Genomic DNA, 12282 nt, shown 5'->3' with positions numbered 1-12282 from the left:
CGGACGGTGACGGCCGCGTGACGCGGTGTCAGAACGGAAGCTTGGGCATTCCGCCCTTGCCGCCGCCCATGCGGCGCATCATCTTCATCATCGCGCCGCCCTTCATCTTCTTCATCATCTGCTGCATCTGCTCGAACTCGTTCAGCAGCCGATTGACGTCCTGCACCTGCACGCCGGCGCCGGCGGCGATGCGGCGCTTGCGGGTCGCCTTGATCATCTCGGGCTTGCGGCGCTCCGCCGGCGTCATGGAGCAGATGATGCCTTCCTTGCGGCGGATGTCACGCTCCGCCTTGTCCATGTCCACCTGCCCGGCCTTGGCCTGCACCTGCGCGGGCATCTTGTCCATCAGCGTCGACAGGCCGCCCATCTGCTTCATCTGGCGCAGCTGCATCAGGAAGTCTTCCAGGTCGAAGCCTTCGCCGCTCTTGACCTTGGCGGCCAGCTTCTGCGCGGCCTCCATGTCGACGCCGGCCTGCACCTGCTCCACCAGCGCGACGATGTCGCCCATGCCCAGGATGCGGCCGGCGTGCCGTTCCGCGTCGAAGACTTCCAGCCCGTCGATCTTCTCGCTGACGCCGGCGAACTTGATCGGCGCGCCGGTGATCTGCCGCACCGACAGCGCCGCACCGCCGCGCGAGTCGCCGTCCAGCTTGGTGAGGACGATGCCGGTGAGGGGCAGCGCCTCCTTGAAGGCCTTGGCGGTGTTCACCGCGTCCTGGCCCTGCATGGCGTCGACGACGAACAGGGTCTCCACGGGCTTGAGCACCGCGTGCAGCTCCTGGATCTCGCGCATCATGGCCTCGTCGATCGCGAGGCGGCCGGCCGTGTCGACCAGCAGCACGTCGAAGTAGCCCTTGCGCGCGAAATCGATCGCGGCGCGCGCGATGTCCACCGGTTTCTGGTCGGGCGAGCTCGGGAACCACTCGGCGCCCGCCTGCTTCGTCACCGTCTTCAGCTGCTCGATGGCCGCGGGGCGGTACACGTCGCCGGACACGGTCAGCACCTTCTTCCTGCGCTTCTCGATCAGGTGCTTGGCCAGCTTCGCGGTGGTGGTCGTCTTGCCGGCGCCCTGCAGGCCGGCCATGAGGATCACGGCCGGCGGCTGGGCGGCGAGGTTGATGTCGCTGACGCCCTCGCCCATGGTCGCGACGAGCTCGCGGTTGACGATGCCCACCAGCGCCTGGCCGGGGTTGAGCGAGCCTACCACCTCCTGGCCGAGCGCCTTGTCCTTCACGCGCGCGATGAAGTCGCGCACCACCGGCAGGGCGACGTCGGCCTCGAGCAGGGCCATGCGGACCTCGCGCAGCATTTCCTGCACGTTGTCTTCCGTGATGCGGGCCTGGCCGCGCATCTGCTTGACGAGGCGTGAAAGTTTCTCGGAGAGTGCGGAGGCCATGGCGGGGGGAGGAAGTGGGGGATGCGCCACAGGCTCTTCGCGCGCGCGGAAGGGCGGCAAAAGCCAGGGGCTAAACTCGACCCATGATTCTATCCAGTGCGTCCCCCGGCGGTGTGGCGCTCACGCTGGCGGCCGCGGCCGCCTATGCCGTGCCCGCCGTGGGTGCCGCCCGGCTGAGCGAGACGGCCGCGCGCCGGGCGCTGCTGGCCGCCTGGCTGCTGCATGCGGCCACGCTGGCGTGGAGCCTGTTCGGGGACACGCCGCGCTTCGGGTTCGCGCCGGCCATCTCCGTCACCGCCTGGCTCGTGCTCACCGTCTACGTGGTGGAAAAGCAGATGTTCCCGCAGCTGCGCGCCCGCTGGGCGCTGGCCTTCCTGGGTGCCGCGGCCGTCCTCCTGGCCTTCGCCTTTCCCGGCTCGCCGCTGCACGTGACCGTCTCCCCCTGGCTGTCGCTGCACTGGGCGCTGGGCATCGCCGCCTACGGGCTGTTCGCCGCCGCCGCCGTCCATGCGTGGATGCTGTCGCGGGTGGAGCACAGCATCCGCCAGGGCGCCGAGCCCCAGGCCGGCGTGCCCCTGCTGACGCTCGAGCGGCTCACGTTCCGCTTCGCGACCGCGGGCTTCGTGCTGCTCACGGGCACGCTGGTCGCCGGCATCTTCTTCTCCGAGCAGCTGTACGGCCGCGCCTTCCGCTGGGACCACAAGACCATCTTCTCGGTGCTGTCCTGGGGCGTGTTCGCCGTGCTGCTGCTCGGGCGCTTCCGCTTCGGGCTGCGCGGGCGGCGGGCCGTCAACGTGATCTACATCGGCTCCGTGCTGCTGCTGCTGGCCTACGTGGGCTCGCGCTTCGTGCTCGAAGTCGTGCTGAGGCGGCCGGCATGAAATACCTCGTGCTGCTCGCGGTGCTGGTGATCGCGTACATGGTCTGGCGCAACAACCGCCTCGAAGACCGCCGCCGCGACGCCCCGCCGCCCCCGCGGCGTCCCGGTGCCCCGCAGGAGATGGTGCGCTGCGCGAGCTGCGGGCTGCACCTGCCGCAGTCGGACGCGCTGCCCGGCCCCGCGGGCCAGTTCTACTGCTGCAAGGAGCACCGGCTGCGCGCCGGCGGCTGACCATGGGCAGCCGTTCCGGCACCAACTCCACGTGGAGCCATTCCACCTGGACGTGGGACGTGCCCGTCCTGCATCCGCCGCGACCGGAGAGCTCGCCGTTCCACCGCATGTGGCTCGGCTTCATGATGGCCCGCATGGGCACCGCGGTGACGCTGCTGGTGCTGCTGGGCGCGCTGATGGTCACCGGCGTCGCGCCCTGGAACTACTGGCAGCTGGCGCTGTGCGCCACCTACCTCGCCGCGTCGGTGGCGGTGCGCATCTTCACGCGTCCCTCGGCGCCGGGCCGCAGCTTCGACCCGCAGTGGGTCTCCACCATCGGCATCGACCTGCTGGCTTTCTCGACGCTGCACTTCCTGCAGGCCGCGGGCCTCAGCTACTCGCCGCTGTTCGCGCTGCCGGTGCTCACCGCTTCCGTGCTCGGCTCCACGCTGCTGGCGCTGGGGACGGCGGCCGGCGTCACCATGCTGCTGCTGGTGGACGGCTGGCTGCAGTCGCTGGAAGGCGCGGAGCACACGTCGCGGCTCGTGCAGGCGGCGCTCACCGGCGGCGGCTATTTCGTGGTGGCGCTGCTCGCCAACCAGCTTGCGGTGCGGCTCGCGCGCGAGGAGATGGCGGCGCGCCAGGGCCTGTCGGCCGCGCGCACGCAGGCGCACGTCAACGAGCTGGTGATCGACACCCTGAGCGACGGCCTGCTCGTGATCGGCATGGACTGGCGCATCCACGCCGCGAACCCGGCGGCCCGCAGCCTGCTGGGATGGCAGGCGCGCGAGGCACCCGCTTCGCTCGCGCTGGTGTCGCGTCCGGGCTGGCGGCCGCTCGCGGCCCTGGCGCAGCGCACCTTCGACAGCGGCGATGCGCAGACGGCGGAAATCGCCCTGGAGCTCGGGCCCGGCGAGCGCCTGCACCTGAAGGTCCGCACGCGCCTCACGCCGCCGCAGGACCCGTGGAGCCAGACGCTGTGCGTGATGTTCCTGCAGGACCTGCGCGAAGCAGAGGCGCAGGTGCGCACGGAGAAGCTGGCGGCGATGGGCCGCATGTCGGCGGCGGTGGCGCACGAGATCCGCAATCCGCTCGCCGCCATCTCGCAGGCGAACGGCCTGCTGTCCGAGGAGCTCACCGACCCTTCGCACCAGCAGCTCGCCGCGCTCGTGCGCAAGAACTCGCAGCGGCTGTCGCAGATCGTGGAGGAGATCCTCAACCTCGCGCGCGTGCAGGCGCCCACCACCGACTGGCTGGAACTCGACCAGGTCGTCGAACAGTTCGTCGCCGAATGGCAACGGCATGCCGCGGCCGGCGACCGCGTGCACTGGCGCCCCGGGTCGAGCCCCGCGTGGGCGGCGTTCGACGGCGAGCACCTGCGCCGCATCCTCGTCAACCTGCTCGATAACGCGCTGCGCCACGCCTCCGGCGCGCCCGGCGCCATCGTCGTCGCGACCGACCTGCACCTGGGGCAGGCGCGCATGACGGTGTGGAGCGACGGCGCGCCGCTGGACCCGGGCGTGCAGCGCCACCTGTTCGAGCCCTTCTTCTCGTCGCAGAGCCGCTCCAGCGGACTCGGCCTCTACATCTGCCGCGAGCTGTGCGACCGGCACGGCGCGCTGATCACCTACGCGCGCAGCAGCGCGCCGGACGGCAGCAGCCGCGAAGGAAATGCATTCAGCGTGACATTCCGCACGCGCACGACGGTGGTGCCAGACGACGTGCCCTTGGGCACAATACGCGCCTGATGGCTGCCGCTTCTCCCGCCCACGTCCTCGTCGTCGACGACGAACCGGACCTGCGCACGCTCTACGAACTCACGCTGCTGCGCGAGGGCTATCGCGTGGAAGCGGCGAGCACGCTCGGCGAGGCCTGCGCGCTGCTGGAGCAGCAGCGCTTCGACGCGGTGATCACCGACATGCGCCTGCCCGATGGCCTCGGCCTGGAGCTGCTGCAGCGCATGAGTTCGCAGCAGCGTCCCGAACGCTGCGTGGTGATGACGGCCTACGGCTCCGCGGAGAACGCCGTGGAGGCGCTGAAGGCGGGCGCGTTCGACTACCTCACCAAGCCGGTGGACCTGAAGCAGTTCCGCACGGTCGTCGCTTCGGCCATCCAGGAAACCGGCACGCCGGAGCGGCGCGTCGCCGGCGCCGCGCGCGGCTCCGCGCCGGCGGGCGAGCGCACCGGCGGCCACGGCGCGCTGATGCGGCTGGTGGGCGATTCGGCGCCCATGCGCCTGGTCAAGGAGCGCATCGGCAAGGTGGCGCGCAGCATGGCGCCCGTGCTGGTGCGCGGCGAGTCGGGCACCGGCAAGGAACTGGTCGCGCGCGCCATCCACGCCTGCAGCCACCGTGCGGGCGGCCCCTTCGTCGCGGTGAACTGCAGCGCGATCCCGGAGACGCTGCTGGAGGCGGAATTCTTCGGCGCGAAGAAGGGGTCGTACACCGGCGCGACGGCCGACCGCGAAGGCTTCTTCCAGGCCGCGCAGGGCGGCACGCTGTTCCTCGACGAGATCGGCGACCTGCCGCTGGCGATGCAGTCCAAGCTGCTGCGCGCCATCCAGGAGCGCAGCGTGCGCGCGCTCGGCTCCACGACCGAGGAATCCGTGGACGTGCGGGTCGTGAGCGCCACGCACAAGGACCTGGCCGCCGACGTGCAGGCCGGCCGCTTCCGCCAGGACCTGTTCTACCGCCTGAACGTGATCGAGATCCTGGTGCCGCCGCTGCGCGAGCGGCGCGAGGACCTGCCCATGCTGTGCGAGGCGCTGCTCTCGCGCATCGCGCAGGAAACCGGCATGCCGGCGCCGCAGCTGTCGCCGCACGTGGTCGCCCAGCTGCAGGCGCATCCGCTGCCCGGCAACGTGCGCGAGCTGGAGAACCTGCTGCACCGCGCGCTGGCGCTGTCCGACGGCAGCCAGCTGCAGGTGGACTTCGCGCCGACGACTTGCGCCGCGCCCCTTCCGATGGGGGAGTCCGTGCCGGCGGCGGCGCCGCAGGCGGCCGCAGCCGCCGCCGAAGTGCCCAGCGACCTGCAGGCCTACCTGGACCAGCAGGAGCGCGAGATCCTGGTGAAGGCGCTGCGCGAGACCAACTTCAACCGCACGGCCGCGGCGCAGCGCCTGGGACTGAGCCTGCGCCAGATCCGCTACCGCATCGCGCGCCTGGCCATCGCCACGCCGGGCAACGACGAGCCCGATGAGCCCCACACCGCCTGAAGCGCCCGACCCGCTGTGGGAGGACGGCTGGTACCGCTTCGCGCACCGCGTGGATTCCCCGAACTTCGGCGCGCGCCCGGAAGGTGCCGAGATCGACCTCGTGGTGGTGCATTCCATCAGCCTGCCGCCCGGCGTGTACGGCGGCGACGAGGTGCGGCAGCTGTTCACGAACACGCTGGACTGGGATGCGCACCCTTACTTCCAGCAGATCCGCGGCGCCCAGGTGTCCGCGCACTTCTTCATCCGCCGCGACGGCGCGCTGCTGCAGTTCGTGAGCTGCGACGACCGCGCGTGGCACGCCGGCAAGTCCGCCTGGCGCGGGCGCGAGAACTGCAACGACGACTCGATCGGCATCGAGCTGGAGGGGCTCGAGGGCGAGACCTTCGAGGCGGCGCAGTACGAGGCGCTGGCCGCCGTGTGCGCCGCGATCGCGCAGCACTATCCCATCCGCCACGTCGCCGGCCACGAGCACATCGCGCCGGTGCGCAAGAAGGACCCCGGCGAGAACTTCGACTGGGCCCTGCTGCAGCGCGAACTGGGATGGCCTGACGGCATGTTCCCCCCGCGGGCCTGACGCCTCCTTCCGCGAGGTTGCTCTCGCACAACGCGACAAGCGCGAAGCAGTTCACGCCGTGGTTCCGCGCATCCTCGTGCAAACCCGCACCACAGGCGCTCCACAGCGTTGTCCACAGGTGGTGCACCGGTTTGTGCTCGTGAACCACTACATCTAGTGCTTGATGCCCCGGGGAACACTAGCTATAGTGCCCCGCAAGAGAGGGAGGCGCTACACTTCGCAGCCCTCCAGAGAACAACTGCAGACGAGGAAGAAGCATGCAACCTGCACTGGGCACTCCCACCACCACCCTCGCCGGCGCCCATGGCGCCGCGCCTGCCGTCGATGCCGGCCAGGCCACCGCGACGCCGCTCGCGCACTACCAGATCATCCGCCGCAACGGCGCCGTGGTCCCCTTCGAACCGAACAAGATCGCCGTCGCCGCGATGAAGGCCTTCCTGGCGGTGCACGGCACCCAGGGCGCGGCCTCCGCCAGCGTCCGCGAGACCGTGGAAGTCCTGACGCAGTCCGTGATCAAGGCGCTGGTGCGCTCGCGTCCGGGCGGCGGCACCTTCCACATCGAGGACATCCAGGACGCCGTGGAACTCGGCCTGATGCGCGGTGGCCACCACGAGGTCGCCCGTGCCTTCGTGCTGTACCGCGAGCGCCGCGCGCAGGAGCGCGCCAAGCAGCAGCAGGACCAGGCCCCCGCCGCGCCGCAGTTCCACGTGCTGGACCAGGGCCAGCGCGTGCCGCTGGACATCGCGGCGCTCAAGTCGCTGATCGTCGACGCCTGCACGGGCCTCGGCGCGGACGTCAAGCCCGATCCCATCGTCGCCGAAACGCAGCGCAACCTGTACGACGGCGTGCCGCTGGACGAGGTCTACAAGGCCTCCATCCTGGCCGCCCGCACGCTGATCGAGAAGGAGCCGGACTACACCTTCGTCACGGCCCGCCTGCTGCTGCACACGATCTTCAAGGAAGTGCTGGGCGAGGAAGTCAAGGTCGCCGACCGCGCCGCCGCCTACGCGGACAACTTCCCCCTCTTCATCAAGAAGGGCGTGGACAACGAGCTGCTGGACGAGAAGCTGCTGCAGTACGACCTGAAGCGCCTGGGCGCCGCGCTCAAGCCCGAGCGTGACCACAAGTTCGACTACCTGGGCCTGCAGACCCTGTACGACCGCTACTTCCTGCACGTCCGCAAGACCCGCATCGAGCTGCCGCAGGCCTTCTTCATGCGCGTGGCCATGGGCCTGGCGCTCAACGAGATCGACCGCGAAGCCCGCGCGATCGAGTTCTACGAAGTCCTCTCCAGCTTCGACTTCATGTCGTCCACGCCGACGCTGTTCAACAGCGGCTCGCTGCGGTCCCAGCTGTCCTCGTGCTACCTGACCACGGTGCCGGACGACCTGGACGGCATCTACGAGTCGATCAAGGAAAACGCCCTGCTGTCCAAGTTCGCGGGCGGCCTGGGCAACGACTGGACGCGGGTGCGCGCCCTGGGCTCCCACATCAAGGGCACCAACGGCGAATCGCAGGGCGTGGTCCCCTTCCTGAAGGTGGTGAACGACACCGCCGTCGCCGTGAACCAGGGCGGCAAGCGCAAGGGCGCCGTCTGCGCCTACCTGGAGTCCTGGCACCTGGACGTGGAAGAGTTCCTGGAGCTGCGCAAGAACACCGGCGACGACCGCCGCCGCACGCACGACATGAACACGGCCAACTGGATCCCGGACCTGTTCATGCGCCGCGTGATGGAAAAGGGCGAGTGGACGCTGTTCTCGCCCTCCTCCGTGCCCGACCTGCACGACAAGTTCGGCGCCGAGTTCGAGAAGGCCTACCTGGCCTACGAAGAGAAGGCGAAGCGCGGCGAGATCAAGCCGAGCAAGTCCGTCCCCGCGACGGATCTCTGGCGCAAGATGCTCTCGATGCTGTTCGAGACCGGCCATCCCTGGATCACGTTCAAGGATGCCTGCAACGTGCGCTCCCCGCAGCAGCACGCCGGCGTGGTGCACTCGTCCAACCTGTGCACCGAGATCACGCTGAACACGTCCGACACCGAGACGGCCGTCTGCAACCTGGGTTCCGTGAACCTGCTGCAGCACCTGAAGGACGGCAAGATCGACCAGGAGAAGCTGAAGAAGACGATCGCCACGGCGATGCGGATGCTCGACAACGTGATCGACATCAACTACTACGCCGTCAAGAAGGCCCGCGACTCCAACATGCGCCACCGCCCGGTGGGCCTGGGCGTCATGGGCTTCCAGGACGCGCTGTACGAGCTGCGCATCCCGTACGCGTCCAAGGACGCGATCCAGTTCGCCGACGAGTCCATGGAGGCCGTCTGCTACTACGCCTACTGGGCGTCGACCGAGCTGGCCCGCGAGCGCGGCCGCTATTCCAGCTACAAGGGTTCGCTGTGGGACAAGGGCATCCTGCCCCTGGACACGCTGGACCTGCTGGCGGACGCGCGTGGCGAGCAGTACGTGGACGTCGACCGGTCCACCACGCTCGACTGGGACGCCCTGCGCAAGAAGATCGCCGCCGACGGCATGCGCAACAGCAACTGCGTGGCCATCGCCCCGACCGCGACCATCTCCAACATCATCGGCGTGGACGCCTCGATCGAGCCCTGCTTCGGCAACCTCTCGGTCAAGTCCAACCTGTCCGGCGAGTTCACGGTGATCAACCACTACCTGGTGCGCGACCTCAAGCGCCTGGGCCTGTGGGACGACGTGATGGTCATGGACCTGAAGCACTTCGACGGATCGCTGCGCCCCATCGACCGCGTGCCGCAGGACGTGAAGGCCCTGTACGCGACCGCCTTCGAGGTGGAGCCGGTGTGGCTGGTGGAAGCCGCCGCCCGCCGCCAGAAGTGGATCGACCAGGCCCAGTCGCTGAACATCTACATGGCCGGCGCCTCGGGCAAGAAGCTGGACGAGACCTACAAGCTGGCGTGGCTGCGCGGCCTGAAGACCACCTACTACCTGCGCACGACCAGCGCGACGCAGGCGGAGAAGTCGACGGTGTCCAGCGGCCGCCTGAATGCGGTGAGCAACGGCAACGGCGCGGGCGGCATGCACGCCGCTCCCGCGCACAGCGGCAGCGGCGCGATGAGCGCGATGGAAGCGGCCGCCGCCGCGGCGCGCGCGCAGATCGATGCAGCGACGTCCACGCCGGCGACGGACATCAAGTTCTGTGGCGTCGACGACCCGACGTGCGAAGCGTGCCAGTGATCGCGCAGCGATCGAACACACGCGAAATGAAAGAGGTATCGGCGTTCTCCGACAGAACGCCGATGCAATGAAGCAACAAAATGCGCACCGGATGTGAACGGACACTTTGATTCGCGCATCCGGGCTCGCATAATCCGAGCACTGGAACACCTATGTTGACCTGGGACGACGAAGTCACGCCCACACCGTCAAAGCCCGTGAATAGCGGTTTGCTTCCGAACCGCGAGGCAAGCGTTTCCATTCCCCAGCCTGCACTGCGCACCCTTGACGATGGAGCCACCGCACCGGTGATCGCTCCGATCGTCACGCAGCCTGCCGCCAGGTCCGCCGCCAGCACGCGCCGCGTGAGCGCCGCCGACAAGCGCATCATCAACGGCCAGACCGACGTCAACCAGCTCGTCCCCTTCAAGTACAAGTGGGCCTGGGAGAAGTACCTGGCGACCTGCGCCAACCACTGGATGCCGCAGGAAATCAACATGAACCGCGACATCGCCCTGTGGAAGGACCCGAACGGGTTGTCCGAGGACGAGCGCCGGATCATCAAGCGCAACCTCGGCTTCTTCGTGACGGCCGACTCGCTGGCCGCCAACAACATCACCCTGGGCACCTACCGCCACATCACGGCGCCCGAGTGCCGCCAGTTCCTGCTGCGCCAGGCTTTCGAAGAGGCGATCCACACCCACGCCTACCAGTACATCGTGGAGTCGCTGGGCCTGGACGAGAGCGAGATCTTCAACGCCTACCATGAGGTGCAGTCGATCCGGGACAAGGACGAGTTCCTGATCCCCTTCATCGACGCGATCATGGATCCCCACTTCCACACCGGCACGCCGGAGAACGACCAGCGCCTCCTGAAGAGCCTGATCGTCTTCGCCTGCCTGATGGAAGGCCTGTTCTTCTACGTCGGCTTCACGCAGATCCTCGCGCTGGGCCGGCAGAACAAGATGACTGGCGCCGCCGAGCAGTACCAGTACATCCTGCGCGACGAATCGATGCACTGCAACTTCGGCATCGACCTCATCAACCAGATCAAGCTCGAGAACCCGCACCTGTGGACCGCCGACTTCAAGGCGGAGATCAAGGGCCTGTTCCTCAAGGCTGTCGAACTCGAGTACCGCTACGCCGAGGACACGATGCCCCGCGGCGTGCTGGGACTCAATGCCTCCATGTTCAAGGGCTACCTGCGCTACATCGCCAACCGGCGCGCCACGCAGATCGGCCTGGAAGCGCTTTTCCCGAACGAGGAAAACCCCTTCCCGTGGATGAGCGAAATGATTGACCTGAAGAAAGAGCGCAATTTCTTTGAGACCCGCGTGATCGAATACCAGACGGGTGGAGCTCTTTCCTGGGATTGACGGCAACTGCGAGTAGTTTGGGTTTGACGCCCGCACGCACCACGGAACGCAAAGATTCCGGGGCGTGGCGGGCGAAGGTGTTCGTGGGGCTGGGCAGCAGGCCCAACCGCACGGATCGCTTCGCGCCACCAACAATGCGCGAAGTGCTCTTTGGTTGATGTTTGGTATCAACGTAAACAGGAGATAGACATGGCAACTGCGAAGAAATCGGCCGCGAAGAAGACGACGGCCCGCAAGACGACCGCGAAGAAGGCCACGGCCAAGAAGACGACGGCGAAGCGCCCGGCCGCCAAGAAGGCTGCCGCCAAGCGCCCGGCCGCGAAGAAGGCCGCCGCCAAGCGCCCGGCCGCCAAGAAGGCTGCTGCGAAGCGCCCGGCAGCGAAGAAGGCTGCCGCGAAGCGTCCGGCTGCGAAGAAGGCGGCTGCGAAGAAGACCACGGCCAAGAAGGCGACCGCCAAGAAGTCCACCGGCGCCCGCAAGACCGCTGCCAAGAAGTCCACCGCGAAGAAGGCTGCGAAGAAGTCTTCCGGCGGTGCGAAGAAGGCTGCGAAAGCGCCTGCTGCGAAAAAGTCTCCGGCGAAACGGGCTTCCTCCAAGCCTGCGGCCAAGTCGAACGGCGGTTCCTCCGCCCCGGCTGCTGCAGCCCCCGCGGCTCAGACCACTCTGAACCCGCAGGCTGCCTGGCCGTTTCCGACGGCTGCCAAGCCTTAAGGCAGATCACGGGCGAAGCGCTGCGCGTTTCGCCCGTGGATGCCTGGTCCGCTCCAAAGCCCGCGGCTCACCCCGCGGGCTTTTTCCTGCCTGCATACTGGCGTGGTGAGCCAGTCGGACCTCTTCGGCGAAGCGCCGCCCGCGCTGCCGCCGGGCATGCGCTACGAAGCGGACTTCCTCTCCCCTGACGAGGAATCGGCGCTGCTGGCCATGCTGCGCGCGCTGCCGCTCGCGCCCATGCAGTACCAGCAGTACACCGCCCGCCGCAAGGTCCTGAGCTATGGCGGCCAGTACGACTTCAGCGCCCAGCAACTGAATGCAGTCGAGCCCCTGCCGGCCTGGCTGGACGCGCTGCGCGCACGCGCCGGTGCGTGGGCGGGGATCGCGCCCGAACGCTTCACGCAGGCGCTGCTGGCGGCGTACGAGCCGGGAACGCCGCTCGGCTGGCACCGCGACGTGCCGGACTTCGAAGACGTGGTGGGCGTCTCGCTGCTGGACGAAGCCGTGATGCGCTTCCGGCCGTATCCGCACGTCGTGGGGAGCAAGGTGAAGACGATGAGCCTCGTGCTGCCGCCGCGGTCGATCTACCTGCTGCGCGGGGCGTCACGGTGGGAGTGGCAGCACGCGGTGTCGCCGACGAAGAGGTTGCGGTATTCGATTACGTTGCGGACGGCGTCTGCGCGGAGATGAGGCCGATCGGTGGGGTTCGCTTCACTCACCGTCCGCGCCT

The 12282-nt window shown here is 68.5% G+C and carries 10 protein-coding genes; 9 read left to right on the top strand and 1 reads right to left on the bottom strand.

Going from position 1 to position 12282, the window contains the following annotated elements; translation table 11 throughout:
• Positions 1 to 28 precede the first annotated feature (28 nt).
• Positions 29 to 1396 (bottom strand): signal recognition particle protein, encoded by a 1368-nt coding sequence (gene ffh / locus H8N03_RS19580; protein WP_187077906.1) that lies wholly within the window; start codon positions 1394 to 1396, stop codon positions 29 to 31.
• 83 nt (positions 1397 to 1479) lie between these two features.
• On the opposite strand from ffh, the gene H8N03_RS19575 reads away from it, so the two are divergent.
• From H8N03_RS19575 to H8N03_RS19535, 9 genes are all read left to right on the top strand, one after another.
• Positions 1480 to 2277, top strand: coding sequence for a cytochrome C assembly family protein (locus tag H8N03_RS19575; RefSeq protein ID WP_187077905.1), 798 nt, complete (start codon positions 1480 to 1482; stop codon positions 2275 to 2277).
• Entirely contained in the window at positions 2274 to 2507 is a 234-nt protein-coding gene (locus tag H8N03_RS19570; RefSeq protein WP_187077904.1) for a PP0621 family protein, read from the top strand. The genes H8N03_RS19575 and H8N03_RS19570 overlap by 4 nt, the downstream gene beginning before the upstream one ends.
• A gap of 2 nt (positions 2508 to 2509) precedes the next feature.
• A complete protein-coding gene (locus H8N03_RS19565; RefSeq protein ID WP_187077903.1) occupies positions 2510 to 4234 on the top strand; it encodes a two-component system sensor histidine kinase NtrB in 1725 nt (574 codons plus the stop codon).
• Positions 4234 to 5700, top strand: a complete 1467-nt coding sequence (locus H8N03_RS19560; RefSeq protein WP_187077902.1) for a sigma-54-dependent transcriptional regulator — start codon at positions 4234 to 4236, stop codon at positions 5698 to 5700. Before H8N03_RS19565 ends, H8N03_RS19560 begins: the two co-directional genes overlap by 1 nt.
• Positions 5681 to 6274 carry a 1,6-anhydro-N-acetylmuramyl-L-alanine amidase AmpD gene (ampD, locus tag H8N03_RS19555; RefSeq protein WP_187077901.1) on the top strand — a complete coding sequence of 198 codons (594 nt, stop codon included), beginning with the start codon at positions 5681 to 5683 and terminating at the stop codon, positions 6272 to 6274. The genes H8N03_RS19560 and ampD overlap by 20 nt, the downstream gene beginning before the upstream one ends.
• 257 nt (positions 6275 to 6531) lie before the next feature.
• A complete protein-coding gene (locus tag H8N03_RS19550; RefSeq protein ID WP_187077900.1) occupies positions 6532 to 9486 on the top strand; it encodes a ribonucleoside-diphosphate reductase subunit alpha in 2955 nt (984 codons plus the stop codon).
• 152 nt (positions 9487 to 9638) lie between these two features.
• Entirely contained in the window at positions 9639 to 10841 is a 1203-nt protein-coding gene (locus H8N03_RS19545; protein WP_187077899.1) for a ribonucleotide-diphosphate reductase subunit beta, read from the top strand.
• A 114-nt stretch (positions 10842 to 10955) separates the two neighbouring features.
• On the top strand, positions 10956 to 11552 hold the full coding sequence (locus tag H8N03_RS19540) for a histone H1-like DNA-binding protein (protein ID WP_187078042.1): 597 nt from the start codon (positions 10956 to 10958) through the stop codon (positions 11550 to 11552).
• 105 nt (positions 11553 to 11657) lie between these two features.
• Complete coding sequence (locus H8N03_RS19535; protein WP_354005148.1) at positions 11658 to 12242, top strand: alpha-ketoglutarate-dependent dioxygenase AlkB; 585 nt, start codon at positions 11658 to 11660, stop codon at positions 12240 to 12242.
• The last annotated feature ends 40 nt before the right edge of the window (positions 12243 to 12282 follow it).

Source organism: Ramlibacter cellulosilyticus (genome assembly GCF_014297465.1).
Taxonomy (GTDB): domain Bacteria; phylum Pseudomonadota; class Gammaproteobacteria; order Burkholderiales; family Burkholderiaceae_C; genus Ramlibacter; species Ramlibacter cellulosilyticus.
The sequence above is the reverse complement of the archived record's forward strand: the minus strand, read 5'-3'. Positions and strand labels throughout refer to the sequence as shown.

Excerpts from the sequence above, each read along its gene's own strand:
- ampD (WP_187077901.1), top strand. The coding sequence starts at position 5,681 with ATGAGCCCCACACCGCCTGAAGCGCCCGACCCGCTGTGGGAGGACGGC.
- H8N03_RS19560 (WP_187077902.1), top strand. The coding sequence starts at position 4,234 with ATGGCTGCCGCTTCTCCCGCCCACGTCCTCGTCGTCGACGACGAACCG.
- H8N03_RS19545 (WP_187077899.1), top strand. The coding sequence starts at position 9,639 with ATGTTGACCTGGGACGACGAAGTCACGCCCACACCGTCAAAGCCCGTG.
- H8N03_RS19565 (WP_187077903.1), top strand. The coding sequence starts at position 2,510 with ATGGGCAGCCGTTCCGGCACCAACTCCACGTGGAGCCATTCCACCTGG.
- H8N03_RS19570 (WP_187077904.1), top strand. The coding sequence starts at position 2,274 with ATGAAATACCTCGTGCTGCTCGCGGTGCTGGTGATCGCGTACATGGTC.
- ffh (WP_187077906.1), bottom strand. The coding sequence starts at position 1,396 with ATGGCCTCCGCACTCTCCGAGAAACTTTCACGCCTCGTCAAGCAGATG.
- H8N03_RS19550 (WP_187077900.1), top strand. The coding sequence starts at position 6,532 with ATGCAACCTGCACTGGGCACTCCCACCACCACCCTCGCCGGCGCCCAT.
- H8N03_RS19575 (WP_187077905.1), top strand. The coding sequence starts at position 1,480 with ATGATTCTATCCAGTGCGTCCCCCGGCGGTGTGGCGCTCACGCTGGCG.